At 72.6% G+C, this 25,215-nt stretch carries 21 protein-coding genes and 1 pseudogene; 14 read left to right on the top strand and 8 right to left on the bottom strand.

Going from position 1 to position 25,215, the window contains the following annotated elements; all coding sequences use genetic code 11:
• Positions 1–42 precede the first annotated feature (42 nt).
• The 9 genes from ASG94_RS07980 to ASG94_RS07940 all read left to right on the top strand — a co-directional run bounded on the left by ASG94_RS07980 (position 43) and on the right by ASG94_RS07940 (position 11,539).
• On the top strand, positions 43–1,080 hold the full coding sequence (locus ASG94_RS07980) for an ABC transporter permease (protein ID WP_056925749.1): 1,038 nt from the start codon (positions 43–45) through the stop codon (positions 1,078–1,080).
• 128 nt (positions 1,081–1,208) lie between these two features.
• On the top strand, positions 1,209–2,261 hold the full coding sequence (locus ASG94_RS07975) for a substrate-binding domain-containing protein (protein WP_056925748.1): 1,053 nt from the start codon (positions 1,209–1,211) through the stop codon (positions 2,259–2,261).
• 85 nt (positions 2,262–2,346) lie between these two features.
• Positions 2,347–4,848 (top strand): ATP-binding cassette domain-containing protein, encoded by a 2,502-nt coding sequence (locus ASG94_RS07970; protein WP_056926376.1) that lies wholly within the window; start codon positions 2,347–2,349, stop codon positions 4,846–4,848.
• A 20-nt stretch (positions 4,849–4,868) separates the two neighbouring features.
• A complete protein-coding gene (locus tag ASG94_RS07965) occupies positions 4,869–5,942 on the top strand; it encodes a 2,3-butanediol dehydrogenase (protein ID WP_056925747.1) in 1,074 nt (357 codons plus the stop codon).
• 73 nt (positions 5,943–6,015) lie between these two features.
• A complete protein-coding gene (locus ASG94_RS07960) occupies positions 6,016–7,353 on the top strand; it encodes a M24 family metallopeptidase (RefSeq protein WP_056926375.1) in 1,338 nt (445 codons plus the stop codon).
• A gap of 4 nt (positions 7,354–7,357) precedes the next feature.
• Positions 7,358–8,422: a thiamine pyrophosphate-dependent dehydrogenase E1 component subunit alpha gene (locus tag ASG94_RS07955; protein ID WP_082624001.1), complete on the top strand. Its 1,065-nt coding sequence runs from the start codon at positions 7,358–7,360 to the stop codon at positions 8,420–8,422.
• Positions 8,410–9,387 carry an alpha-ketoacid dehydrogenase subunit beta gene (locus ASG94_RS07950; RefSeq protein ID WP_056925746.1) on the top strand — a complete coding sequence of 326 codons (978 nt, stop codon included), beginning with the start codon at positions 8,410–8,412 and terminating at the stop codon, positions 9,385–9,387. Before ASG94_RS07955 ends, ASG94_RS07950 begins: the two co-directional genes overlap by 13 nt.
• The gene (locus tag ASG94_RS07945) at positions 9,384–10,061 is read left to right on the top strand and encodes a 2-oxo acid dehydrogenase subunit E2 (protein WP_056925745.1); all 678 of its coding nucleotides are present in this window, start codon (positions 9,384–9,386) and stop codon (positions 10,059–10,061) included. Before ASG94_RS07950 ends, ASG94_RS07945 begins: the two co-directional genes overlap by 4 nt.
• Entirely contained in the window at positions 10,058–11,539 is a 1,482-nt protein-coding gene (locus ASG94_RS07940) for an NAD-dependent succinate-semialdehyde dehydrogenase (protein ID WP_056925744.1), read from the top strand. The genes ASG94_RS07945 and ASG94_RS07940 overlap by 4 nt, the downstream gene beginning before the upstream one ends.
• A 3-nt stretch (positions 11,540–11,542) precedes the next feature.
• Here ASG94_RS07940 and mmuM read toward each other — a convergent pair whose 3' ends face one another.
• The 4 genes from mmuM to ASG94_RS07920 are packed head-to-tail and all read right to left on the bottom strand — an operon-like array spanning position 11,543 to position 14,952.
• The gene (mmuM, locus tag ASG94_RS07935; protein ID WP_056925743.1) at positions 11,543–12,457 is read right to left on the bottom strand and encodes a homocysteine S-methyltransferase; all 915 of its coding nucleotides are present in this window, start codon (positions 12,455–12,457) and stop codon (positions 11,543–11,545) included.
• 31 nt (positions 12,458–12,488) lie between these two features.
• Positions 12,489–13,808 (bottom strand): sensor histidine kinase, encoded by a 1,320-nt coding sequence (locus ASG94_RS07930; RefSeq protein WP_056925742.1) that lies wholly within the window; start codon positions 13,806–13,808, stop codon positions 12,489–12,491.
• A 5-nt stretch (positions 13,809–13,813) separates the two neighbouring features.
• Positions 13,814–14,515 (bottom strand): response regulator transcription factor, encoded by a 702-nt coding sequence (locus tag ASG94_RS07925; RefSeq protein ID WP_235537171.1) that lies wholly within the window; start codon positions 14,513–14,515, stop codon positions 13,814–13,816.
• Entirely contained in the window at positions 14,479–14,952 is a 474-nt protein-coding gene (locus tag ASG94_RS07920; RefSeq protein WP_056925740.1) for a DUF2231 domain-containing protein, read from the bottom strand. The genes ASG94_RS07925 and ASG94_RS07920 overlap by 37 nt, the downstream gene beginning before the upstream one ends.
• Here ASG94_RS07920 and ASG94_RS22600 point away from each other — a divergent pair.
• Positions 14,858–15,580 (top strand): annotated as a pseudogene (locus tag ASG94_RS22600) (DedA family protein); the annotation flags it as partial. The gene ASG94_RS07920 and the pseudogene ASG94_RS22600 overlap by 95 nt on opposite strands.
• A 195-nt stretch (positions 15,581–15,775) precedes the next feature.
• On the opposite strand, the gene ASG94_RS21975 reads toward ASG94_RS22600, so the two are convergent.
• The 3 genes from ASG94_RS21975 to ASG94_RS07900 form a co-directional block, all read right to left on the bottom strand.
• The gene (locus tag ASG94_RS21975; RefSeq protein WP_056925739.1) at positions 15,776–16,474 is read right to left on the bottom strand and encodes a VOC family protein; all 699 of its coding nucleotides are present in this window, start codon (positions 16,472–16,474) and stop codon (positions 15,776–15,778) included.
• Between the two features lie 147 nt (positions 16,475–16,621).
• The gene (locus ASG94_RS07905) at positions 16,622–17,659 is read right to left on the bottom strand and encodes an NAD(P)-dependent alcohol dehydrogenase (RefSeq protein ID WP_056925738.1); all 1,038 of its coding nucleotides are present in this window, start codon (positions 17,657–17,659) and stop codon (positions 16,622–16,624) included.
• Positions 17,660–17,777: 118 nt separating this feature from the next.
• Positions 17,778–18,278, bottom strand: a complete 501-nt coding sequence (locus tag ASG94_RS07900; RefSeq protein ID WP_056925737.1) for a hemerythrin domain-containing protein — start codon at positions 18,276–18,278, stop codon at positions 17,778–17,780.
• Between the two features lie 136 nt (positions 18,279–18,414).
• Here ASG94_RS07900 and ASG94_RS07895 point away from each other — a divergent pair, with 136 nt between their 5' ends.
• From ASG94_RS07895 to gabT, 4 genes are all read left to right on the top strand, one after another.
• The gene (locus ASG94_RS07895; RefSeq protein WP_056925736.1) at positions 18,415–19,803 is read left to right on the top strand and encodes an NAD(P)/FAD-dependent oxidoreductase; all 1,389 of its coding nucleotides are present in this window, start codon (positions 18,415–18,417) and stop codon (positions 19,801–19,803) included.
• Positions 19,804–19,848: 45 nt separating this feature from the next.
• Complete coding sequence (locus tag ASG94_RS07890; RefSeq protein ID WP_056925735.1) at positions 19,849–21,495, top strand: amidohydrolase; 1,647 nt, start codon at positions 19,849–19,851, stop codon at positions 21,493–21,495.
• A 95-nt stretch (positions 21,496–21,590) separates the two neighbouring features.
• The gene (locus ASG94_RS07885) at positions 21,591–23,009 is read left to right on the top strand and encodes a flavin monoamine oxidase family protein (protein ID WP_056925734.1); all 1,419 of its coding nucleotides are present in this window, start codon (positions 21,591–21,593) and stop codon (positions 23,007–23,009) included.
• Positions 23,010–23,013: 4 nt separating this feature from the next.
• A complete protein-coding gene (gene gabT / locus ASG94_RS07880) occupies positions 23,014–24,363 on the top strand; it encodes a 4-aminobutyrate--2-oxoglutarate transaminase (protein ID WP_056925733.1) in 1,350 nt (449 codons plus the stop codon).
• A gap of 276 nt (positions 24,364–24,639) precedes the next feature.
• On the opposite strand, the gene ASG94_RS07875 is transcribed toward gabT, so the two are convergent.
• A complete protein-coding gene (locus tag ASG94_RS07875) occupies positions 24,640–25,137 on the bottom strand; it encodes an Lrp/AsnC family transcriptional regulator (protein WP_056925732.1) in 498 nt (165 codons plus the stop codon).
• Positions 25,138–25,215: the final 78 nt, after the last annotated feature.

The raw sequence follows: 25,215 nt of genomic DNA, 5'->3' as shown, positions 1-25,215 counted from the left end.
TGCACCACAGGGTCACCGACCCCCAGTCAGCGAGGAGGGCAGATGGCTTCCAGCGCACCAGCACCGGCGGCGGAGCGGTCCGCACCGCGCGGCGTCCGACCCGGCCCCCGGGTCAGCGTCTCCCGCGGCCTGGTCACGATCACGGTCGCCACCGTCGCCCTGTTCGTCGCCAGCGCACTGTTCGCGTCGACCAGCGTCAGCCAGGGTGCGCTCAGCGGCATGCTGCCCTTCGCGGCGGTGCTGGCGATCGCGGCCCTCGGTCAGACCCTGGTGATCCAGCAGGGCGGGATCGACCTCTCGGTCCCGGGCGCCATCTCGCTGGTCGTCGTGATCGTGACCCACGAGCCGAAGGGAGACGACGGCAAGCTCCTCGGTGCCGTCCTGCTCGCGCTGGGTGTCGCGGTCGTGGCGGGGTTGCTCAACGGCTTCCTCGTCGGACGGCTGCTCCTCAACCCCATCGTGGCCACCCTCGGCACCAACGCGCTGATGTTCGCCGGCGTGCTGGGGATCTCGGGAGGGTCCCCGCGCCGGACCACCGACCGCCTCGCGTCCATCGCGGGCGGCGAGAGCCTGGGGGTCCCGAACGCGGTCTTCCTCGCCCTGCTGGTCCTCGTGGTCACGAGCGTGGTCGTCAAGCTCACGCCTGCCGGCCGACGCTTCGAGGCGGTGGGCGCCAACCCGGCGGCCGCCTGGGCCGCGGGCCTGCGGGTACGGACCTTCAAGGGTGCCGGCTACCTCGGCGCCCAGCTGCACTACTGGGTGGCCGGCTGCGTGCTGGCCGGCATCGTCGCCCAACCCACGGCCTTCCAGGGCAACTCCTACCTGCTGCCGAGCGTGGCGGCGGTCGTCCTCGGCGGCACCTCGCTGCTCGGTGGACGGGGAAATCTGCTGGCCACCGCGGTCGCGGCGCTCTTCCTCAGCCAGCTCGAGCAGTTCGTGCTCGCGCTCGGGGTGAGCTTCGCCGTCCGGACCCTGGTCGAGGCCGCTGCCCTCGCCGTCGGTGTCCTCCTCTACTCCGTCGACGTGCGCTCGCTCGCCGGCCGACTCGTCCGCCGGCGACACGTCCCGGCCACCACCTGATCCTCGGGACCTCGGCTCATCCGCACCAACCACCTCATCCGAGTACGAAAGAAAAGGGAACCCTCATGTTGCGACGACTCTCACGCCGCCCCTCCGCCCTGGCTGCAGTCGGGCTGACGGTCGCTGCCATGGCCCTCGCCGGTTGCGGGGGGGACGGCGGCGGCGACGACCAGGGAGAGACCTCCGCGGCCGACCTGGAGGGCGCACCCTCCTGGTGCGGGCCCAAGAAGATCACCCTCGGCCTCACCGACGGCTTCGGCGGCAACAGCTGGCGACTCGTCACCACCGCGTCCGGCAAGGACGAGGCCGCCAAGTGCCCCAGCGTCACCGAGGTGCTGTACGCCGACGGCCAGGGCGACACCCAGAAGGCCATCTCCGACATCCAGGGGATGGTGGCCAAGGGCGTCGACGCGCTGGTCGTGTTCCCCGACGCCGGCGAGGCGATGCTCCCGGCCCTGCGGACCTCGTTCCAGGCCGGGGTCGTCACGGTGCCCTACCGCGTCGACCCGGGCGGCGAGGACGGCATCGACTACACGAAGTACATCGGGCTCGACTCGGTCAACGACGGCGTCAACTGGGGCAACTGGATCAAGGAGATCCTCCCCGACGGCGGCAACGTCCTGTTCCTGAGCGGGCCCAAGGGCAACAGCCAGGGACTCGGGGAGGCCGAGGGGCTGGCGGACACGCTCGACCCCGAGAAGTACACGATGATCGGCGAGCAGCCGTTCGAGGTCACCAACTGGGACCCGGCGCTGAGCCAGAAGGTGCTCACCGCGGCCATCGCCAAGTACGACAAGATCGACGTGATCGTCAGCGACTTCGGGCCGTCCCTCGTGGGCGCGCTGCCCGAGTTCACGAAGGCCGGCCGCTCGATCCCGGCCCTGGCCACCTCGGACGGCAACGTCCTGGGCTGCTTCTGGAAGGACAACGAGAAGGACAACCCGGACTTCAAGATGTTCTCCATCGCCACGGGCAACGACCACGTCCGGCTGGCCATGCAGTACGCCATCGCCGAGGCCACGGGCGGCGAGCTGCCGGCCGAGGACACCCACCAGCACGCCGTGTTCGAGAACTCCGTGACCGGCGACCCCAACCCGGTGGAGTGCGAGTCCGACCTGCCCGGAGACATCTACCTGTCCGCGGAGATGTCGCCGGAGGACCAGGCCGCGCTCCTCAAGTGACCGCCGCGGCCGGTCGGGTGCCCTGCCACCCGGCCGGCCCGGCAACCCAGACCGGAGGGACCCCGACCCCGTGGAGGACGACGACATGACCGAGACCACTGCTGTGGCCGTGCGACGGCCGACGATGCTGCTGTCGGGTGTCTCGAAGAGCTATGCCGGCGTCGCGGCGCTCACCGACGTCTCCCTCGAGGTGCTGCCCGGCGAGGTGCACGCGCTCCTCGGGGAGAACGGTGCCGGCAAGTCGACGCTGATGGGGGTCGCCTCCGGGACCATCGAGCCCGACGGTGGCGTCCTTACCGTCGACGGTGAGCAGCACCTCTCGCTGACCCCCGCGGCCGCCACCAGGTGCGGGATCGCCATCGTCCACCAGCACCCGGCCGTGCTCCCCGACCTCACGGTGGCGGAGAACCTCCGTCTCGCCCTGCCCGCCGACGTGCTCACGTCGGGAGGACGGTCGGAGGTCGACGGCATGCGCGCGGTGCTGGACGACATCGACCTGCGGGTGCACCTCGAGGAACGGGTCGACCACCTCTCGGTCGCCCAGAAGCACCTCCTCGAGCTGGCGAAGGCCTTCGCGGTCCGTCCGCGCATGCTGATCCTCGACGAGCCCACCGCCCCCCTGGGCCCTGACTCGGTCGACCTGCTCTTCGACCGGGTCAGGGCGCTCGCCGAGACCGGCACGGCCGTCATCTACATCACCCACCGGCTCGCCGAGGTGCGGATGCTCGCCCAGCGCGTCACCGTCCTGCGCGACGGCCGGTTGCGGGGCAGCACGCTGGTGGACGACGTGACCGACGACGAGCTGCTGGCCATGATCGTGGGACGCCAGCTGGACGCGACCTTCCCGCCGAAGCCCTCTCCCGACACGTTCGGCGACACGGTGCTCGACGTCGCGGCACTGTCGGGTGACGGCTTCTCCGACGTCTCCCTCACCGGTCGGCGCGGGGAGATCATCGGCATCAGCGGGGTCGTCGGCAACGGTCAGAGCGACCTGCTGCGAGCGCTCGCCGGCCTCGGTTCCTTCGACGGTGACGTCTCCGTCTCCGGCAAGCGGCGCAGCCAGCGCCAGCTGCGCAAGGTCTCGGGCTACATGCCTGCGGACCGTCACCACGACGGCCTGATGATGACCCTGTCGGTGCGTGAGAACGCCGCCCTCAACGGTCTGGAGCGGATGACCTGGGGCCCGTTCCTCAGCCGGTCGCGCGAGCTCGAGCTCGTGGGTCGTGAGCTGACGGAGCTGGACGTCCGCGCCCCCTCCATGGAGGCGGTCGTCGCGGCCCTGTCGGGTGGCAACCAGCAGAAGGTCGTGCTCGCCCGGACCCTGCTGGCGCGACCGGCGATCCTGCTCGCCGACGAGCCGACCCAGGGCGTGGACGTCGGTGCGCGCGCGGAGATCTACCGGATCCTGCGCGAGGTCGCCGACGAGGGCATCCCCGTGGTCGTCGCCTCCTCCGACGCCAAGGAGCTCGAGGGGCTGTGCGACCGGGTGCTCGTCATGTCCCGCGGTCACGTGGTCGCCGACCTGACGGGGGATGAGGTCACCGAGGAGCGGATGATCCGGGCGGCGGTGGCGTCGACCAAGCACAGCCGCCAGACCACCGCCGTACGCCGGGACGCCAACCGTCCCGCGCTGCGTCGCTTCCTCGCCGGTGACTACGCCCCCGTGGCCATCCTGGCGCTCGTGATGGTCGGCCTCGGCGCCTACGTGTACAGCCAGAACTCCCTCTACCTGTCGGCGTTCAACATCACCTCGATCATGATGCTGGTCGCCGCCCTCGGCTTCATCGCGGTCGGTCAGAACGTGGCCCTGCTGACCGGCGGCATCGACCTGTCGGTGGGACCGCTCGCGGGCTTCCTGGTCGTGGTCGCGTCCTTCTTCGTCAACGACGGAGCCGCGGTGACCACCATGCTGCTCGGCTTCGGGCTGATGATCGGTGCCGCCGTCGCGACCGGCCTCGTCAACGGCACACTGATCCGGCTGGGCAACTTCACCCCCGTGGCCGCGACCCTCACGACGTACATCGCGCTCCAGGGATTCAGCTTCCTGCTCCGCGACGCGCCCGAGGGCGTCATCTCCGCGGACGTGACCGGCTTCGTGATGCGCAAGGTCGGGCCGGTGCCGATCGCCTTCGTGGCCCTCGTGGTCGTCGTCGCCGCCATGGAGTGGGCCCTGCGCAGGAGCTCGTGGGGCCTGCGGATCCGCGCCGTCGGGTCGCACGAGGACTCGGCCCGCAAGCTGGGCGTGGGGGTGGGGCGCACCGTCGTCGGGGGCTACGTCATCACGTCCCTGTTCACCTTCCTCGGCTCGCTCGTCCTGCTCGCCCAGCTCGGGATCGGCGACCCGGCCCAAGGTGTGTCCTACACGCTCAGCAGCATCACCGCCGTCGTGCTCGGTGGCACCAGCCTGCTCGGCGGTCGCGGCACCTTCGTCGGCACCCTGCTCGGTGCCGGCCTCATCGTGCAGCTGCTCAACGCGACCACCTTCCTGGGCCTCAGCCAGACCTGGCAGTACCTCTTCCAGGGCGGCCTGATCGTCGTCGCCGCCATCCTCTACAGCCGCGTCCGCGGCTCCCACTCGCCCGCCTGACGGCCCCAGAAAGGACCCCCATGCTCGCGGCCCGCTTCCACGGACAGCACGACATCCGAGTCGAGGACGTCCCCACCCCGACGCCCTCGGCGCCCGACGACATCCTGGTCGAGGTGCACTGGTGCGGCATCTGCGGCACCGACCTCCATGAGTACGCCGTGGGCCCGATCGTCACGCCGACGACCCCGCACCCCCTGACCGGGGTGACCCTGCCCCAGACCCTGGGCCACGAGTTCTCCGCGACGGTGGTCGAGATCGGTCGGGACGTCCGTGACGTGGCCGTCGGCGACCGGGTCGCGATCATGCCCGCGATCGTCTGCGGACGCTGCTACTTCTGCCGCAGGGGCCAGGGTCACCTGTGCCTGGTCTTCGCCTGCACCGGGCTGAGCGCGGAGACGGGCGGGCTCGCCCAGTTCGCCGTGGTCAAGGAGTACCAGGTCGCGAAGCTCCCCGACTCGGTCTCCGACCTCGAGGGCGCCGTCATCGAGCCGGCGGCCGTGGCGGCGTACGGCGTCGACCGCGCCGGTGTGACGGGTGGGGACGTCGTGCTCGTCACGGGAGCCGGCCCGATCGGCATCCTCTCGGCCATGTACGCCGCCGCCGTGGGCGCGGGTGCCGTGATCGTGGCGGAACCCAACCCCAACCGTGCGGCCCTGGCCGCCTCGCTCGACATCGGCGAGGTCCTCGACCCGACGGCGCCCGGGTTCGCGGAGCGACTGCTGGACCTCACCGACGGGATCGGTGTCGACCTCACCGTCGAGTGCTCCGGCACCAGCCCCGGACTGGCGACCGCCATCTCCTCGACCCGACGGGCGGGGTCGGTGGTCCAGACGGGCCTGCACACCAAGCCGGCCCAGCTCGACGCCATGGCCCTGGCGGAGAAGGACCTCTCGCTGCACGGCAGCTGGTGCTACCGGCTCACCGACTGGCCCCGGGTGATCCGGATGGTCGCCGCCGGCAGGTACCCCGTCGCCCGTGCCGTCACGGCACAGATCGACCTGCCGGACGTGGTGTCCCGGGGGTTCGACGTGCTGGTCGACCCGCAGGGCGACCAGCTCAAGGTGCTCGTGCGCTCGGGCGGAGGGACCTCGTGACCCCGCCCGTCGTCCGCCCCCTCGCCCCCACTCGTCCCTCGTGCGCCCGCGCACCGCAGTCCCGGAGGTCCTGATGCTCACACCCACCTACGGCGTCACCCAGGTTGACTGGGAGAACCGGCTCGACATGGCGCGACTGCGCAGCGAGCGCCTGGCCCGCCTCACCGCCGAGCTCGAGCGGTCCTCGCTCGGCGCCGTGCTCACCTTCGACTTCCACAACATCCGCTACATGACCGGGACCCACATCGGGACGTGGGCGATGGACAAGATGATCCGCTTCGCGCTGCTGCCCCAGGGTGGCGCGCCGGTGCTGTGGGACTTCGGCTCGGCCGCCCGTCACCACCAGCTCTTCGCCCCGTGGCTGGACGAGGCCCACCCCGACCGGGAGGAGGAGCACTACGGAGCCCGGGCGGGGATCTCCACGCTGCGGGGAGCCATCTCGCCCTCCGCCGGTCGCGCCGAGGACGTCGCGGCGAAGGTCTACCAGGTGCTGGCCGAGCACGGCCTCACCGGCCAGCCCCTCGGCGTCGACATCATCGAGCCGCCCGTCCTGTTCGCCCTGCAGGCGATGGGGATCGACGTCGTCGACGGCCAGCAGGTGTTCCTGGAGGCCCGGCGGATCAAGACGGTCGACGAGGTGGGACTGCTCACCCAGGCCGCGTCGATGGTCGACTCGGCGTACGAGAGCCTCTACGAGTTCCTGCGCCCCGGCGTCCGGGAGAACGAGTGCGTCGGGCTGGTCAGCAAGGTCCTCTACGACCTTGGCTCCGAGCACGTGGAGGGCGTCAACGCGATCTCGGGGGAGCGGTGCTCGCCCCACCCCCACGTCTTCTCCGACCGGCTCATCCGGCCCGGGGACCCGGCCTTCTTCGACATCCTGCACAGCTTCATGGGCTACCGCACCTGCTACTACCGGACCTTCGCGGTGGGCAGCGCCTCGCCGGGGATGGCCGACGCCTACAAGATCTGTCGCGACTACATGGACCAGGCGATCGAGCTCGTGAAGCCGGGCGCCACCACCGCGGACATCGTGTCGGTGTGGCCCACCGCCCAGGAGTTCGGCTTCCCGGACGAGGAGGCCGCGTTCGCCCTCCAGTACGGCCACGGAGTCGGACTGAGCATCTGGGAGCGACCGATCTTCAGCCGCCTCACCTCGCTGGACGCCCCGGAGGTGCTCGAGGAGGGGATGGTCTTCGCCCTGGAGACCTACTGGCCGGCGGCCGACGGCTGGGGTGCTGCGCGCATCGAGGAGGAGGTCGTCGTCACCGCCGACGGCGCTCAGGTGATCACCAAGTTCCCCGCCGAGGAGCTGCTCGTCGCCGGCAAGCGCTACTTCACCACCGGCGGAGCCCTCCCGACCCTGCGCGACAGCCAGTCGCACCTCAACACCCGCACCGTCGTGGAGGCGTGAGCCGATGAACCTGCCGCTGAGCAACCATGCCTACGGCGAGCACGACCTCGTCATGCCGCCGGACGACCCGACCTCGCACGACGACGCCGACATCCCGCTCGAGACCCGGCTGCGGATGTATCGCATGCTCCAGGAGATGCGCCAGTTCGAGAAGCGCGCCTACGACATGTTCATGCAGCAGCTGGTCAAGGGCACCACGCACCTCTCGCTGGGCATGGAGGCGGTCGCCGCCGGCTTCGGCGCCGCGATGCGATCCGACGACTACACGTTCGCCACCTACCGCGGCCACGCCCACACGCTGGCGCGGGGCGTGCCGATGGAGGGGGTGCTGGCCGAGCTGCTGGGCCGCGCCAACGGTCTCCTCGGCGGCAAGGGCGGCTCCATGCACCTGACCAGCGTCGAGCACGGGGTGATGGGCTCCTACGCCATCATCGGCGCCCACCTCACGATCGCCAACGGCGCCGCCTGGTCGGCCCAGTACCGCAGGAGCGGGCAGGTCGCCGTGTGCTTCTTCGGCGACGGCACCACCAACATCGGGGCCTTCCACGAGGCCCTCAACTACGCGGCGGTCTTCCGGCTGCCGGTCGTCTTCGTGTGCGAGAACAACCAGTACATGGAGTACACCGCGATCGGCGACATCACCGCCGTACGCCGTCCGGCCGCGGACCGCGCCGCGGCGTACGGGCTCGAGCCGATCGTCGTCGACGGCAACGACGCCGACGCCGTCCACCTCGTGGCCGCGGACGCCCTCGAGCACGCCCGGTCCGGGGCCGGCCCGGTGCTCGTCGAGGCGCTGACCTACCGCCACGGCGGCCACTCCCGGGCGGACCCGGGCAAGTACAAGCCGCCGGGTGAGCTCGAGGCCTGGCTGGCCTACGACCCGATCACCGTCTACCGCGGGCGGCTCGAGCGCCTGGGTGTCGCCGGCGCGGACATCGACGCCATCGACGCCGAGGTGGCGTCCGCGGTCGACGAGGCGACCGAGGCGGCCAAGAACGGACCCCTGCCCGACCCGCAAGCAGCCTTCACCGACGTGTGGGCAGACGGAGGACACACATGGCGATCCTGACCTACCGCGAGGCGGTGGCCCGCGGCATCGCGCAGGAGATGGAACGCGACGAGTCGGTGGTGCTCATCGGCGAGGACGTGGCCGGTGCCGGCGGAGTCTTCAAGACGACGACGGGACTGCTGGAGCGCTTCGGACCCGAGCGCGTCATCGACACCCCCATCTCCGAGCAGGCCATCCTGGGCGCGGCCATGGGGGCCGCCATGACCGGGATGCGACCGATCGCCGAGATCATGTTCTCCGACTTCTTCGCGGTCTGCTGGGACCTCGTGGTGAACGAGATGGCCAAGACCCGGTACATGACCAACGGCCAGGTCACCATCCCGCTCGTCGTCAAGAGCGGCAACGGCGGCAGCCTGCGCTTCGGGGCGCAGCACTCCCAGTCGATCGAGAACTGGGCGATGGCGGTGCCGGGCATCAAGGTGGTCGCCCCCTCGACGCCCGAGGACGTCGTGGGCCTGATGGCGGCCGCGGTCCGCAGCGACGACCCGGTGCTCTTCTTCGAGCACAAGGGCCTCTACTCGTCCAAGGGAGAGGTCCCCGACGGGCCGATCCTGGACGAGCTCGGCACGGCCAAGGTGCGGCGTTCCGGCAAGGACGCCACCGTCGTCGCGCTCGGGCTGATGGTGAGCCGGGCGCTCGCGGCAGCCGAGCAGCTGGCCGAGCGAGGCATCGACTGCGAGGTGATCGACATGCGGTCGTTGGTCCCGTTGGACGCCGCGACCGTCCTGGAGTCGCTCGGCCGGACCGGGCGGCTGTTCACCGTGGAGGAGAACCCGCGGATGCTGGGCTGGGGTGCCGAGCTAGTGGCGATCGCCGGCGACGACGGCTTCTGGGACCTCGACGGACCGGTCGTGCGCATCACGACGCCGCACATCCCGCTGGCGTCCGCCGACTCGCTCGAGGACCTGATGATCCCCTCGGTGGACCGCATCCGTGACGAGATCGAGCAGGCGATGAAGGGATGACCCTCACGTCCCCGACCGGTGCCCGGCCCCGGCGGGGCCGGCCGCGGCACCAGGACTCGCCGCGCGCCCGGTCCCGCGCGCGGCGGGACGCGCCCGCGACGGAGCAGGGCGCGTCGCGGGTCGCGGGGGTCGCGACCCAGCTGACCACCGTCGTCGAGGTCGACCTGACGGACGTCCCCGCCGACCGGGTGCTCGCCGTCGTCGCTGCCGGCGCCGTCCACACGATCGGCGACCACCCGACGGTCCTCGGTCGGGTCGACCCGGAGACCGGCGTGCTCAGCCGCCCGTCGGCCGTCCACCTCGCCGTCCTCGCCGAGGACGGGACACCGGACGTGGTCGTCGAGGACGCGGACGACCTCACCGCGGCCGCGTTGGCCCGACGGCTGGCCGAGGGCCACGGGTCCGCCCAGCAGGGCACCCTCGGCGTCGTCGACACCGGATCCCTGGGGGCACTCGTGGACACCCCTCTCGTGGGCCGGGACCGATCGACGGTCCTCGGCATCGGGGCGCCGGTGCGACGACCCGTCGTGGTGGCCCTCGACGGCGGCGAGGTGATCGCCGTACGAGCCATGGCGCACCTGTCGCTCAGCTACGACCCGCGGGTGCTCGGCACCGCCGACGCGGCGCGTTTCATGAGCTCCGTGCGGCACGCCGTCGAGGGCGACCTCGCATGACGCGGCCGACGCCGGAGGACGAGCGCCGCGTGCTCGACGCAGTGCCCACCGGCTTGTGGATCGAGGGTGGCGAGGTCGCGGCCGACGGTGACCGCACGCTGCCGGTGCACGACCCCGCCACGGGCGAGGTGCTGACCGAGGTCGCCGACGCCTCGCCCGTCGACGGTGTGCGCGCCCTCGACGCAGCGGTGTCCCACCAGGAGTCGTTCGCCGACATGCCGCCGCGGGACCGGGGAGAGATCCTGCGTCGGGGCTTCGAGCTGATGCGGGACAGGATCGACGAGCTCGCGCTCCTGATGACGCTGGAGATGGGCAAGCCGCTCGCGGAGAGCCGGGCCGAGGTGACGTACGCCGCGGAGTTCCTGCGCTGGTTCAGCGAGGAGGCGGTGCGCGTCGCCGGGCGCTACTCGACGTCACCCGACGGAGCCACCCGACTGCTCACCCTCAAGCGTCCGGTGGGTCCGACGCTGATGATCACGCCGTGGAACTTCCCGCTCGCGATGGGGACCCGCAAGGTGGGGCCGGCCATCGCGGCGGGCTGCACCATGGTGGTGAAGCCCGCCGCCCAGACGCCGCTGTCGATGCTGGCCTTCGCGCGGCTGATGTCCGAGGCTGGGCTCCCGGACGGCGTGCTGAACGTCATCACCACCAGCGCGAGCGGGCAGGTGATGGAGCCCTTGGTCCGCGACCCGCGCACCCGCAAGCTCACCTTCACCGGCTCGACCGACGTCGGGCGCCAGCTGGTCGAGCAGTCCGCGCAGCGGCTGCTGCGCGTGTCCATGGAGCTGGGTGGCAACGCCCCCTTCCTGGTGCTGGCCGACGCCGACCTGGACGCGGCGGTCGACGGGGCGATGCTGGCCAAGATGCGCAACATGGGGGAGGCCTGCACGGCGGCCAACCGCTTCATCGTCCACGAGAGCGTGGTCACGGAGTTCTCCGACCGGCTGGCGGCGCGGATGGGTGCGATGGTGGTCGGACGCGGCACCGAGGACGGCGTCCAGGTGGGCCCCCTCATCGACGAGGCGTCGCGGGACAAGGTGGCGTCGCTGGTCGGGGGCGCGGTGGACGCGGGGGCGACGGTGCTCGTCGGCGGCGGGGAGCGTGGCCGTCGGGGCTGGTTCTACGCGCCCACGGTGCTGCGGGACGTGCCCCCGGACGCCGTCCTGCTCCACGAGGAGATCTTCGGGCCGGTCGCCCCGGTCACGTCCTTCGCCAGCCTGGACGAGGCGGTCGACCTGGCCAACGACACGGAGTACGGCCTCGCTGCCTACGCCTTCACCCGCGACCTCGACACGGCGTGGCAGCTCATGGAGCGGATCGACGTCGGGATGCTCGGTGTCAACCAGGGCATCGTGTCCAACCCCGCGGCACCGTTCGGCGGCGTCAAGGCGTCCGGCTTCGGGCGCGAGGGCGGGGCGGAGGGCATCGAGGAGTACCTCGAGACGCGGTACGTCGGGGTACGACCCTCCCGCCGCTGAGCCTCAGACGGTGAGCGAGGCCGCGAGCGCGGCGATGTCGTCGGGCCCGGTGCCGCAGCACCCGCCGACGTAGCGCGCGCCGGCCTCGACCCAGGAGTCCACGAGCCCGAGGTCGAAGCCGGCCGGCCCCTCCCAGGTGCGGGTCGTGCTGTCCCACGTCCCGCCCTTGTTGGGGTAGGCGACGGCCGGCAGGCCCGTGGCCGCGACGCCGGCCCGGACGGCGTCGAGCACGTCGCCGGGCTGCGAGCAGTTGACCCCCACAGCGACCAGCGAGGGCGAGCCGGCGAGGGCGTCGTACGCCTGGTCGAGCGGCTGGCCGGCGTTGGTGCGGCCCTCGCGCACGGAGTAGGTGAACCAGGCCGGGATGCCGATCTCGTCCAGCAGCGGGACCAGCACCCGCGCCTCGTCGACGTCGGGGATGGTCTCCACGGCGAGCAGGTCGGGGCCCGTCGACGCGAGCAGCTCGAGGCGTGGTGCGTGGAAGTCGCGCAGCTCGCGGTCCGAGATCCCGTAGCGGCCGCGGTACTCCGAGCCGTCGGCCAGCACGGCGCCGTACGGCCCCACCGAGGCGGCGACGAGCAGCTCCCGGCCGGGGGAGCCCGCCGTCGCCTCGTCGCGGGCCTGCCGGGCGAGCGCGACGCTGGAGGCGATCAGCCGGGCGGCCTCGTCCTCGTCGAAGCCGGCGGCCACCAGGCCGGGCACGCTGGCCTGGTAGCTGGCGGCGATGGCCACCTGGGCGCCGGCGTCGAAGAAGGCCCGGTGGGCGTCGACGACGAGCTGGGGCGCGTCACCGAGCAGCCGCGCGGTCCACAGGGCGGAGGTGAGGTCCGCGCCCAGCGCCTCCAGGGCCGTGGAGAGGCCGCCGTCGAGGACGGTGAGGTGGTCGCGGGCCACGGGAGCGGGACTGGTCGCGGGCATGCCCCATCCTCTCGCACGGGTCGTGAACCGCTCAGGCGCGGGGAAGGCGCAGCGCGAAGCGCGTCGGGCCCTGCGGCCGGACGAGCTCGAGGTCGCCGCCGACGCTGCGGGCCATCCGCCGCGCGATCGCCAGTCCGAGACCGGCGCCCGATCCGCCGGAGGAGGAGGTGGTCCCAGGGAGGAAGGCGTCGTCCGCGAGGTCCGCGACCCCCGGTCCGTCGTCCTCGATGACGACCCGGACGTCGCCGGAGCCGGCGTCGGAGGCGGGGCAGCAGACGACCACGCGCGTGCGGGCGAACCGCACGGCGTTCTCCACGACCGGGGTCAGGGCCCGGGCCAGGATCGCGGACGGGGCCGCCACGCGCTGGTCGGGCACCGAGACGACGAGCTCCACGCGCTCGTGGGGCACGGCGCGCAGCACCTCCTCGACGACCTCGGCGAGCGAGCTCGACGCGGGGTCCCTGGTCCCCGACTCGGTCCGCGCCACCTCCAGCAGCGTCGTGATGGTCGTGGCCATGCGGCGGGCGGCCGCGGCGACCTCCTCCAAGGTTTCGCGCACGTCGGGTGGCAGGTCCTCGTCGAGGAGCGCGAGGTCCGCGCTCCCCTGGACGGAGGTGAGGGGGGTGCGCAGCTCGTGGGCCAGCTCGGAGGTCAGCCGTTGCTCGGAACGGATCGCCGCCGACACCTTGTCCAGCAGGGTGTCGAGCGTGGCGGCCAGGGCGGTGATCTCGTTGGTGGGCGGTCCGAGGCCGAAGCGTCGGCCCAGGTCGTGCTCGCTCCACTCCGCGGCGGTCCGGGAGAGCACCGCCACCGGCTCCAGCGCACGCGAGGTCACCCACGCCGCGATGGCGGCGGCCGCCACCGTCGCCAGGACGCCGGTGACCAGGCTGACGATGAGGGCGTACCGCTCGGCCGCCGCGTAGGGCGTCAGCCTTTCGGACACCACCACCACCCCCGCAGTCCCTCCGGGAGTCGTGAACGGTTGTGCCCACAGCCGCGCCCCGTCGACGGTCCGGCGTTCGGTCGTCCCGGCCCCGCCGAGGGACCGGTAGGCCTCGCCCAGGCCGGAGGTCGCGGTCCCGCCGAGCGGGCGGCCGGTCGCGTCGTACACGACGACCCCGGTGTCGAGCTCGGTCGTCGAGAGGTCGAGCCGGCGACCGGTCGACGCGGCGGCCACGGAGTCGGTGACCGCGTCGGCGCGATCGGCCAGCACGCGGTCCACGCTGCGCCGGCTCAGGTCGGAGAGGACGACCTGCAGCACGAGCGTGAGCAGCAGCATCGCGACCGCGGTGACGCAGGTCGTGAGGACCACCATCTGCCGCCGGACGGACCGGGGGGCGGCGGGGAGCACGCGCCTCACGTCAGCCGGAACCCCACGCCACGCACCGTCTCGATGGTGGTGGGCGAGCCGATCGACGCGAGCTTCGTGCGGACGCGGCGGATGAAGGAGTCGATGGTGTTCTCGCTGACGTGCGCGCCGTCGGGCCAGGCGGCGGCCACCACGGTACGGCGCCTCACGACCTCGCCGGGTCGTGACGTGATGGCGGCGAGCATCCGGAACTCGGTGGGGGTCAGCAGCACCTCAGCGGTCTCGGTGCGGACGGCATGGCGGGCGGGATCGAGGACCAGGCCCGCCACGACCGGGAGCGAGGGTCGGCCGCGTCGACCGAGCGCCTCCACCCGGGCGATGAGCTCCCTGACCTCGAAGGGCTTCGAGACGTAGTCGTCGCCACCGGCGCTGAAGCCGGACAGTCGGTCGTGCACGCCGTCGAGCGCGGTGAGGAACACGACGGGCGCCGACTGGCCGGCCGAGCGCAGCGCCTGGGTCACGTCGCGCCCGTCGGAGTCCGGCAGCCCGATGTCCATGACCAGCACGTCGACGTTGCTGTCGGCGCCGAACAGGCGCAGCGCCTCGCCCCCGTCGTGCGCGCCGAGGACCTCGTGGCCCGCGCGCTCCAGCGCCCGGCCGACGAGGCGTCGGATGGACGCGTCGTCCTCGCACACGCCCACGAGCATCGCGCTCAGTCCCCGCTCGACGCGCTCGTGGAGTCTCCCCACACGGCCTTCGCCCCCGAGTCGCCGACCCGGTAGACCTGCACGGTGGAGGCCAGGGCCGCGACGACGGCGAGTGCGGCGACCACCTGGATCGCGCGACCGGCCGGAGCCGCTCCTGGGGCGTCGTTGCGCCGCTGCAGGTAGACGAGCAGCGCGGAGAGGACCAGCAGGGCCAACGCGAACCAGACGAGAGTGTCGCCGAGCTCGGCGTGCTCGCCGGGGCTGCCCACGCGCTCCTCCAGCGCCTCGCCGCTCGACGTGGCGACGGGGCACAGCACGGTCGCCACCAGGGCCGACCCGACGACGAGGGGACCGTACGGTCGCCGCCAGCGGGGCCGCAGCGCGATGGCGATCGTGCCCACCGTGGCCAGGGGGAGGAGCACCACGATCGCGTGCACGACCAGCGGGTGGACGGGGATGCCGTTGATGAGGTCGAACATGGTGCTCCTCGTGGTGCGCTCGGGGGCCTGCTGCTGCCGTCCACAGTCTCGTGGCCCAACCTGCCAGCAACCTGACTGGAGGAGCCAGACCGTGTCCCGAGCGTCCGGGACCGCGGTCAGGTGGACGGCAGGTCGTCGTTCCTACGGTCGAGACATGATCGCCGTGCTGACACCCTTCCTGCTCGTCCTGGGGCCGCTCGCCCTGCTGGTGGCGATGGGCATCGTCTTCGCCGAGACCGGCCTCCTGGTCGGCTTCTTCCTCCCCGGCGACTCGCTGCTGTTCACCCTCGGCGTCCTGGCCGCGGGAGGGGTCCTGCACCTGCCGTTCTGGCTGGTCGGACTGGGCGTGCTCCTCGCCGCTGTCGCCGGCGACCAGGTCGGCTACCTCATCGGTCGCCGCCTCGGTCCGCGGGTCTTCAGCCGTCGCGAGTCGCGCTGGTTCTCCCGGTCCCACGCCGAGCGGGCCGAGGCGTTCTTCGCCCGGCACGGACCCCGGGCCGTCGTCCTCGCACGCTTCCTGCCCGTCGTACGCACCTTCACCCCGGTCGTCGCGGGCGTCGCCCGGATGCCCCGCGGCCGGTTCACCGCCTACAACGTGGTGGGGGCCCTGGCCTGGACCTCCGGACTGCTGGCGGTCGGGTTCTACCTCGGCGGGGTCCCGCTGGTCGCCGCCCATGTCGAGATCGTCGCGATCGCGATGGTGGCCCTGTCCCTGGTGCCTGCGGCGGTCGGCCTCGTCCGGCACCGGGTCACCCGCGGCGTGCACGGCTCCGACGACGCGGGTACGCCGTCGCTCGGTCCCGGCTCGCGGGCCGCCTCTGGGTCAGGAGCGCGTGAGCCGGAGCTCGTTGCCGTCCGGATCGGCCAGGACGACGTGCGCCGACGTGTGCTGGACGAGGGCGGCGCCCAGCGACGTGAGCCGGTCGACCTCGGCGGCGAGGTCGTCGGAGGTCGACAGGTCCAGGAACATCCGGTTCGGCCCGTGCCGCTCGTTGAGCGGTGGTCCGCCCCAGGCGATCTTCGGACCTCCTAGGGGCGAGCGGACGGCGGTCTCCCCGTCCTGGTCCCACACCAGCGGCCAGCCGAGGGCGGCGCTGTGGAACCGCCCGACCTCCGGGGTGCCGTCGCAGGCGAGCTCGCCGAGGAAGCCGCAGCCGGCCAGCCAGGAGTTGCCGGCCTCGATGACGCAGAACTCGTTGCCCTCCGGGTCGGCCAGGACCACGTGGTCCTCGTCCGGGAGCTGGCCGACGTCGAGGTGCCGGGCGCCGAGGTCGAGGGCACGCTGCACCGTCCGGTCCTGGTCCCCGGCCGCCGCGCTCGTGAGGTGGAGGTGCACCTGGTTGAGGCCCTTCCGCGGCGGGGCACCGCCCACGAACCGCAGCGCGACGCCGGCGTCCTCCACCGGGGGCAGCTCGGTGCCCCCGGGGCCGACCGCGTCCCGGCCGAGCAGGTCCGCCCAGAAGCGGGCCAGTGCCGCCGGGTCGGAGGCCCGGACGGTCAGTGCGTCGAGTCGCGAGGTCACGAGGTCTCCTTCGGGGCGGACGGCCTGACCCTCGCAGGCTAGGTGCCGGGTCCGGTGTCCGCGAGCGACTTCCGCGGACCGCGTGCCGCGCCGTACGTGCAGGAGCCCCCGCACCCACGAGGGGTGCGGGGGCTCCGGGGCGTCGACTCAGAAGGTCTTGGCGTCGATGACGAACCGGTAGCGGACGTCGGAGGCGAGCACGCGCTCGTACGCCTCGTTGATCTGGTCGGCCTCGATCAGCTCGATCTCGGCACCGAAGCCGTGCTCGGCGCAGAAGTCCAGCATCTCCTGGGTCTCCGCGATGCCACCGATCATCGAGCCCGAGTAGGAACGACGGTTGGTGAGCAGCGAGAAGACGTTGAGGCTCAGGGGCTCGGCGGGCGCACCCACGTTGACCAGCGAGCCGTTGACGTCGAGCAGGCCGAGGTAGGCGCTCACGTCGATCTTGGCGCTGACGGTGTTGATGATCAGGTCGAACGAGCTCGCGAGGGACTCGAACGTGTCGGGGTCGCTGGTGGCGAAGTAGTGGTCGGCGCCCAGGCGGATCCCGTCCTCCTGCTTCTTCAGCGACTGCGACAGCACGGTGACCTCGGCGCCCATCGCGTGGGCGATCTTGACCGCCATGTGGCCGAGGCCGCCGAGGCCGACGACGGCGACCCTCTTGCCGGGACCGGCCTGCCAGTGCTTGAGCGGGGAGTACGTCGTGATGCCCGCGCACAGCAGCGGCGCGGCAGCGGCCGGGTCGAGGCCCGCCGGGACGGACAGGACGTAGTCGGCGTCGACGACGACGTGGGTGGAGTAGCCACCCTGGGTGACGGTGCCGTCACGGTCCTCGGCGCCGTACGTGCCGACCATGCCCTCGACGCAGTACTGCTCGTCGCCGGCCTTGCAGTGGACGCACTGGCCGCACGAGTTGACCATGCAGCCGACGCCGACGGTGTCGCCGACGCTGTGGCGCGTCACGGCGGAGCCGACCTCGGTCACGGTGCCGACGATCTCGTGGCCCGGGGCGAGCGGGTAGGACTGGGGGCCCCAGTCGCCGCGCACGGTGTGGATGTCGGAGTGGCAGATGCCGGCGTACGTGATCTCGATCAGTACGTCGTTGGGACCCACCTCGCGGCGCTGGATCTGGGTGCGGACGAGGGCCTCGCCCTCGGCGGGGGCTGCGAATGCGGTGACCTGCATGGTGCTCCTTCAGATGTGGGACAACGTGTCTCGTCGGGGCCCAACGCACCGATGGCGCGAATCATTTCCGCGCTGGGGGGTACCAGCAGTGCCACCCTCGCCGGTGGCGTCCGGGTGCTCAGTCGAGGACCGCGTCGATCGTCTTCTTGAGCGCGCTGGGCTGGGAGGGGCGGGTGGGTGCCTTCTTGCGGGCGGCGAGCAGCTCCTCGCCGATCTCCTGCAGCGCCTTGCGGCCGAGGCCCTCGCGGACCTTCGGGAACCAGTCCTGCTCCTCCTCGTCCATGTGGTGCGTCACGTTCTCGATGAGCACGGTCGTCTTGGCGTCGAAGCGCTCGTCGGTGGGCTTCATCGCGGCGAGCTCGACCACGAGCACGTCGGCGACGTGGTGCTCCTCGTAGGACTCCAGGACGTCGTCCTCGAGCTCGGGGAGCAGCTCGCGCACGCGCGGGTACATGACCTCGTTCTCGATGTAGGTGTGCACGGTGAGCAGCTCGATGATCGTGTCGACGAGCTGGCCCTTGCGGGTGGTGGCGTTCTCGCCGGCCTCGGTGAACCTGCGGAAGGCCTTCCGGATCTCCTGGTGGTCCTGCTTGAGCTGGACGATGGCGTCGTGGGACATCTGGGTCTCCTGGGGGTGGGGGGCGTGCCTCTCCCGTCGACGTACCCGAGACCGGCGTCGGTACCCGCCACAGCGGGCTCACGTGACCCGTCTCACCTCTGGCGGGGCCGCGGGAGAGGTGCCATCGTGTCGTCCCGTGCAGCGCGACGGAGCGGGACCGACCAACGGCGGGGTGTCGTTCTGGTGGCGCCAGCTCGGTACGCCGGCTCCCCGCCCGCCGCTGCCCGGCTCCACCGACGCCGACGTCTGCATCGTCGGGGCCGGCTACACCGGGCTGTGGACGGCCTACCACCTCAAGCGGGAGCGGCCGGAGCTCGCGGTCGTGGTCCTCGAGGCCAGGTTCGCCGGGTTCGGCGCGTCGGGACGCAACGGCGGCTGGCTGACCAACAGCGTGACCGGCGGACGCGAGCAGTACGTCCGGGGAGGTGACCGCGGACCGGCGATCGCCCAGCAGCGGGCGCTCAACGCGTCGGTGGACGAGGTCATCGCCGTCGCGGAGCGTGAGGGCATCGACGCCGGCATCGCCCGGGGCGGCGAGCTCGAGGTCGCCCGCAACGCCGCCCAGCTCGCCCGGCTGCGCGCCAGGGCAGCCGCCGAGGCGACCTGGCCGGACACCGACGTCGTCGAGCTGGACGCGGTTGCGACGACCGCCCGGGTTGCCGTGGCCGGGGCGGTCGGTGCGCTCTGGCACCCGCACTGCGCGACCCTGCACCCGGCCAGGCTCGTCTCCGGCCTGGCGGCCGCGGTCGAGCGCCTCGGTGTCACGATCCACGAGGACACGACCGTCACCGCGATCGAGGAGGGCCGGGCGCGGACCGAGCGCGGCGACGTCCGGGCGCGGTACGTCATCCGGGCCACCGAAGGCTTCACGCCCGGGCTGCACGGCGAGCGGCGCACCCTGCTGCCGATGAACTCCAGCCTCGTCGTCACCGAGCCGCTGCCCGCGGACGTGTGGGACCACATCGGCTGGCGCGGCCGCGAGGCACTGGGGGACGGGGCCCACGCCTACATCTATGCCCAGCGGACTGCCGACGACCGCATCGCCTTCGGCGGACGGGGCGTGCCCTACCGCTACGGCTCGCGCACCGACACCGACGGGGCCACCCAGCCCGCGACGATCACCGCGCTGACGGGGCTGCTGCGCACGTTCTTCCCCGCCGCCCGCGACGCCGCGATCGACCACGCCTGGTGCGGGGTCCTGGGGGTCCCGCGGGACTGGTCGGCCTCGGTGGGCCTCGACCCCCGCACCGGCCTCGGCTGGGCCGGCGGCTACGTCGGGACCGGGGTCACCGCCACACACCTGGCCGGGCAGACCCTGGCCGACCTGGTCCTGGGGCGCGACACCGAGCTCACCCGCCTGCCGTGGGTGGGGCACCGGGCCCGCCGGTGGGAGCCCGAGCCGCTCCGTTGGCTGGGCGTCCAGGCGCTCTACCGCGCCTACCACGCGGCCGACCGCCAGGAGGCCTCCGGCCGCTCCACCACCTCGCCGCTCGCCCGCGCCGCCGACGTCGTCGCCGGCCGCTGACCGGATCCTCACCCACGACCAGCCGCACCCACGATCGGACGACCCATGGACCCCACCGCCCCCGCCGACCTGCTCCTGCGTGACGCCCCGACGTACCGCCACGGACGCTGGGACGGCGACTGCCTCGCCGTGCGCGACGGCCTGGTCGCCGGTGTCGGCAGCCACGACGACCTCGCCCACCTCGTCGGCCCCGGCACCCGCGTCGAGAGCCTCGACGGACGCTGGTTGCTGCCGGCCTTCCACGACTCCCACGTCCACCCGGTGCAGGCCGGCACCGAGCTCAACCTGTGCAACCTCACCGACCTCGGCACGGCCGAGGACTACCTGCAGCGCATCGCGTCGTACGCCGCGGCGCACCCCGAGCGCCCCTGGGTCACCGGCGGCGGCTGGGCGATGGACGCCTTCCCCGGTGGGGTTCCCACCGCCACGCTGCTCGACCGCGCCTGCCCGGACCGGCCCGCGTTCCTTCCGAACCGCGACCACCACTCCGCCTGGGTCAACACCCGCGCCCTCGAGCTGGCGGGCATCGACGCCCGCACCCCCGACCCCGCCGACGGGCGGATCGAGCGCGACCCCGACGGGACCCCGACGGGCGCCCTCCACGAGGGCGCGATGGACCTCGTCGCCGCCCTCGCGCCCAAGCCGACCGTCGAGGAGCTGACGGCCGGGCTGCTGACCGCGCAGCAGCACCTCCACTCCATCGGGATCGTCGGCTGGCAGGACGCCCTCGTCGGCGACGGCCTCGGGATGCTCGACACCCTGGACACCTACCTCGACCTCCACCGCTCGGGGCGGCTCACGGCCAAGGTCGTGCTGGCCCAGTGGTGGGACCGCGAGCGCGGCCTCGAGCAGGTGCCTGAGCTCGTCGAGCGCCGACGCCGGGCGGCCGAGGCCGGGGTGCGCGCGACCAGCGTCAAGATCATGCAGGACGGCGTCTGCGAGACCCACACCGCCGCGATGCTCGACCCCTACCTCGACGCCCACGGACGCACGACCGACAACCGCGGGCTCTCCTTCATCGCCGCCGACGACCTGCGCGAGTACGTCGCGGCGCTGGACGCCGAGGACTTCCAGGTGCACGTCCACGCCCTCGGCGACCGGGCCGTCCGTGACAGCCTCGCTGCCGTCGAGCACGCCCGCCGCGTCAACGGGCCGCGCGGCAACCGTCACCACTTCGCCCACCTCCAGGTCATCGACCCGGCGGACGTGCCGCGCTTCGCCGCGCTCGACGTCACGGCCAACGCGCAGCCGTTGTGGGCGTGCCGCGACCAGGCGGTCGAGGAGCTCACGCTGCCCTTCGTCTCCGAGACGGCCCGGCACCAGCAGTACGTCTTCGGGTCGCTGCTGCGCGCCGGCGCCAGGCTCGCGTGCGGCAGCGACTGGCCGGTCACCGAGGCGGACCCGCTGCTCGGCATGCACGTCGCGGTCAACCGCCGGGCACCCGACCAAGGGCCCGAGGCGGAGCCGCTGCTGCCGGACGAGGCGCTGACGGTCGTCGAGGCGCTGGCCGGCTACACCACCGGCACGGCGTGGCTCAACGGTCTCGAGGACGTCACCGGGCGCCTCGAGGTCGGGTACGCCGCCGACGTGGTCGCGATCGACGCCGACATCCTCGGCGGGGACCCCGCCGCGATCGGTGCGGCGCGGGTCACGCACACGTGGGCCGACGGTCGGCCCGTCTTCTCCGACTGAGGCTTTCGGTGGCAATCCGTCGCTCTTGCAGCGCATCTCGGCGGTCGGAGATCGTCGACGCGACGAAATCCGTGGAGCCACGCTAGTCTGACGCCATGACCCACCAGCCCTCGACCGGTGCCCGCGACCAGGTCGACGTCGTGGTCGTCGGCGCGGGCGTCACCGGCCTGACGGCGGCCCGACGGCTCCAGGACGCGGGGCTCCGCGTGCTGGTGCTGGAGGCCCGGGAACGGGTCGGCGGGCGCCTGCTCACCGACGACGTCGACGGGGTCCGGCTCGAGGTCGGCGGCCAGTGGGTGTCGCCGGACCAGACGGCCCTGCTGGACGTGCTCGACGACCTCGGCCTCGCGACGTACCCCCGTCATCGCGAGGGCGAGTCGGTCTACGTCGGCCTCGACGGCGTCCGGCGCACGTTCACCGGCGACGCCTTCCCGGTGCCGGCAGCGACCGCGGCCGAGGTCGACCAGATCGTCGCGGAGCTGGACCGGCTGGCCAAGGCCATGGACCCGCTGGCGCCGTGGCAGCACCCCGACGCCGCCGAGCTCGACCGGGTGACCTTCGCGGAGTGGCTGGAGCGCCGGACCGACGACGTGGAGGCGCGCGACAACATCGCGCTCTACGTCGGGCCGGCGATGCTGACCAAGCCGACCCACGCGTTCTCCGCCCTCACCGCGGTCCTGATGGCGGCGAGCGCCGGAGGGTTCAGCAACCTCGTGGACGCCGACTTCATCCTCGACCGGCGGGTCGTCGGCGGTCTCCAGGAGGTCCCGCTGCGCCTGGCGGAGCGGCTCGGCGACGGCGTACGTCTCGGCGCCCCGGTGACCTCGATCGCGTGGGACGACGGCGGCGTGGCCGTGTCCGCCGGCGGTACGACGACCACCGCCCGGCACGCGCTGCTCGCCGTGCCGCCGACCCTGGTCGCCCGCATCGCCTTCGCCCCGGCCCTGCCGGCCGCCCACCAGCAGATGCGGCAGCAGCAGTCCTTCGGCCTGGTCATCAAGCTGCACATCACCTACGAGACGCCCTTCTGGCGCGACGCCGGGCTGTCCGGCACGGCGTTCAGCCCCTACGCCCTCGTGCACGAGGCCTACGACAACACCAACGAGGACGTGCCCGACGAGACCCGCGGCACGCTGGTCGGGTTCGTCTCCGACGAGCGGGCCGACGAGCTGCTCACGCTGTCGCCCGACGAGCGCCGCCGGCGGGTGCTGGAGTCGCTGCGCGACTACTACGGCGACGAGGCACTGCACCCGGTCGGCTACTACGAGAGCCCGTGGATGCACGACGAGTGGACCGCCGGCGCCTACGCCACCAGCTTCGCCACCGGGTCGCTGACCCGCTTCGGACCGCTGACGCGCGAGGACGTCGGTCCGCTGTCGTTCGCCAGCAGCGACATCGCCGGCCTCGGCTTCCAGCACGTCGACGGCGGCATCCGCATGGGGGAGGCCGCGGCCCAGCGGATCCTCTCTGCCACGTCGTCCCAGCCCCGTCCCGCGACAGACCTCGAGAGGTAGCCCCATGACCAGCACCCTGCCGCCGTCCGCCACGACCGGCTCCCGCCGTCTCCTCACCGAGCTCCCCGGCCCCCGCTCGCGCGAGCTGGCGGCCCGCAAGGCCGCCGCCGTCGCCACCGGCGTCGGCACGACGATGCCGGTGTACGCCGTCCGGGCCCACGGCGGCGTGGTCGAGGACGTCGACGGCAACGTGCTCATCGACCTCGGCTCGGGCATCGCGGTCACCACCGTGGGCTCCAGCGCGCCCCGGGTCGTGGCGGCCGTGCAGGAGCAGGTCGCGGCCTTCACGCACACCTGCTTCATGGTCACGCCCTACGAGGGGTATGTCGCGGTCGCCGAGCGGCTCAACGACCTGACCCCGGGCGACCACGACAAGCGCAGCGTGCTCTTCAACTCCGGCGCCGAGGCGGTGGAGAACGCCGTCAAGATCGCCCGGTCCCACACCGGTCGGCAGGCGGTCGTGGCCTTCGACCACGCCTACCACGGGCGCACCAACCTCACGATGGCGATGACGGCCAAGTCGATGCCCTACAAGTCCGGCTTCGGGCCCTTCGCCTCCGAGGTCTACCGGGCGCCGCTGTCCTATCCCTTCCGCGACGGCGACCTCTCCGGCGTGGAGGCCGCGGCCCGGGCCATCGACCTGATCGACAAGCAGGTCGGGGCCGCCAACCTCGCCGCCGTCGTCATCGAGCCCATCCAGGGCGAGGGCGGCTTCATCGTGCCCGCGCCGGGCTTCCTCCAAGCGCTGGCGCAGTGGTGCCGTGAGCACGGCGTCGTCTTCGTCGCCGACGAGGTCCAGACCGGCTTCGCCCGCACCGGCGCGATGTTCGCCTGCGAGCACGAGGGTGTCGTGCCCGACCTCATCGTCACCGCCAAGGGCATCGCCGGCGGGCTGCCGCTCTCGGCGGTCACCGGGCGTGCCGAGATGATGGACTCCGTCCACGTCGGAGGTCTCGGCGGGACGTACGGCGGCAACCCGCTCGCCTGCGCCGCCGCCCTCGCCGTGATGGACACGATCGTCGAGGAGGGCCTGGTCGAGCGGGCCCGCCAGGTGGAGCGCATCCTCACCGAGCGCCTCGGACGCATCCGGTCCGGTGACCCGCGGGTCGGGGACGTGCGCGGCCGCGGCGCGATGATGGCCGTCGAGCTCGTCGAGGCCGGATCCACCACCCCGGATCCCGCCACGGCGAAGGCCGTCGCCACCGAGGCGCACCGCAACGGAGTCGTGGTGCTCACCTGCGGCACCTACGGCAACGTGCTGCGCTTCCTGCCGCCGCTGGCCATCTCCGACGACCAGCTGCACGAGGCCTTCGACGTCCTCGACGCCGCCTTCGCCTCCACCGCGCCGGCCTGAGCGTCGTACGGCGTCGCCGCCGGGTCCAGAGTGGCGGCGGACTGCACCGACCCGGGGTGGTCCGCCGCGATGTGCCGCCACCCTGGTGGGCGGGGGTGCGATGTGCCGCCACCCTGGCCGAGCGGCCGGCAGTTGTGCGCCGGCGCCTCCAGAGTGGCGGCGGACTGCACCGACCCGGGGTGGTCCGCCGCGATGTGCCGCCACCCTGGTGGGCGGGCGTGCGATGTGCCGCCACCCCGGCCGGCGCAGATGGGCCGGCAGACCCGGGTCAGCGGCTCAGCGCACACCCCACGAGTACGTTTGCTTGCGCAGGCTCAGGTACATGAACGTCTCGGTGGCGACCACACCCTCCACGGTGCGGATGCGCGAAGAGATGAGGTCGAGCAGGTGGTCGTCGCTCTCACACACGACCTCGACCAGCAGGTCGAAGGACCCGGCCGTGATCACGACGTAGTCGACCTCGTCGAGGTCGGCGAGCGCGTCGGCGACCGACTCGAGCGGGCCCTGGACCCGTACCCCGACCATGGCCTGCCGCGCGAAGCCGAGCTCGAGCGGGTCGGTGACGGCCACAACCTGCATGACCCCGCCGTCGATGAGGCGCTGCACCCGCTGGCGCACCGCGGCCTCGGAGAGGCCCACGACCTTGCCGATCGCGGCGTACGAGCGTCGGCCGTCCTGCTGGAGCTGCTCGATGATCGCCTTGGAGACGTCGTCGAGCTGCACCGGCGCCCTGTCCTGCGACTTGTCGTGCGCCTTGTCATGGTTGCGCGTCATGGCCCGAACTCTGGCAGGACGAGACCCGCAGGGTCAAAGGAAACGTGTCATCTGACAAGCGATTTCGTTGCGGGGACG

This window comes from Nocardioides sp. Soil805, from assembly GCF_001429625.1.
Lineage (GTDB): Bacteria > Actinomycetota > Actinomycetes > Propionibacteriales > Nocardioidaceae > Nocardioides.
This window is presented reverse-complemented; position numbering and strand designations above follow the sequence as displayed.

What these genes read in the sequence shown, in the direction of transcription:
- ASG94_RS07980 (WP_056925749.1), top strand. Translation starts at nt 43, where the DNA reads ATGGCTTCCAGCGCACCAGCACCGGCGGCGGAGCGGTCCGCACCGCGC.
- ASG94_RS07975 (WP_056925748.1), top strand. Translation starts at nt 1,209, where the DNA reads ATGGCCCTCGCCGGTTGCGGGGGGGACGGCGGCGGCGACGACCAGGGA.
- ASG94_RS07970 (WP_056926376.1), top strand. Translation starts at nt 2,347, where the DNA reads ATGACCGAGACCACTGCTGTGGCCGTGCGACGGCCGACGATGCTGCTG.
- ASG94_RS07965 (WP_056925747.1), top strand. Translation starts at nt 4,869, where the DNA reads ATGCTCGCGGCCCGCTTCCACGGACAGCACGACATCCGAGTCGAGGAC.
- ASG94_RS07960 (WP_056926375.1), top strand. Translation starts at nt 6,016, where the DNA reads ATGCTCACACCCACCTACGGCGTCACCCAGGTTGACTGGGAGAACCGG.
- ASG94_RS07955 (WP_082624001.1), top strand. Translation starts at nt 7,358, where the DNA reads ATGAACCTGCCGCTGAGCAACCATGCCTACGGCGAGCACGACCTCGTC.
- ASG94_RS07950 (WP_056925746.1), top strand. Translation starts at nt 8,410, where the DNA reads ATGGCGATCCTGACCTACCGCGAGGCGGTGGCCCGCGGCATCGCGCAG.
- ASG94_RS07945 (WP_056925745.1), top strand. Translation starts at nt 9,384, where the DNA reads ATGACCCTCACGTCCCCGACCGGTGCCCGGCCCCGGCGGGGCCGGCCG.
- ASG94_RS07940 (WP_056925744.1), top strand. Translation starts at nt 10,058, where the DNA reads ATGACGCGGCCGACGCCGGAGGACGAGCGCCGCGTGCTCGACGCAGTG.
- mmuM (WP_056925743.1), bottom strand. Translation starts at nt 12,457, where the DNA reads ATGCCCGCGACCAGTCCCGCTCCCGTGGCCCGCGACCACCTCACCGTC.
- ASG94_RS07920 (WP_056925740.1), bottom strand. Translation starts at nt 14,952, where the DNA reads ATGTTCGACCTCATCAACGGCATCCCCGTCCACCCGCTGGTCGTGCAC.
- ASG94_RS07905 (WP_056925738.1), bottom strand. Translation starts at nt 17,659, where the DNA reads ATGCAGGTCACCGCATTCGCAGCCCCCGCCGAGGGCGAGGCCCTCGTC.
- ASG94_RS07900 (WP_056925737.1), bottom strand. Translation starts at nt 18,278, where the DNA reads ATGTCCCACGACGCCATCGTCCAGCTCAAGCAGGACCACCAGGAGATC.
- ASG94_RS07890 (WP_056925735.1), top strand. Translation starts at nt 19,849, where the DNA reads ATGGACCCCACCGCCCCCGCCGACCTGCTCCTGCGTGACGCCCCGACG.
- ASG94_RS07885 (WP_056925734.1), top strand. Translation starts at nt 21,591, where the DNA reads ATGACCCACCAGCCCTCGACCGGTGCCCGCGACCAGGTCGACGTCGTG.
- gabT (WP_056925733.1), top strand. Translation starts at nt 23,014, where the DNA reads ATGACCAGCACCCTGCCGCCGTCCGCCACGACCGGCTCCCGCCGTCTC.
- ASG94_RS07875 (WP_056925732.1), bottom strand. Translation starts at nt 25,137, where the DNA reads ATGACGCGCAACCATGACAAGGCGCACGACAAGTCGCAGGACAGGGCG.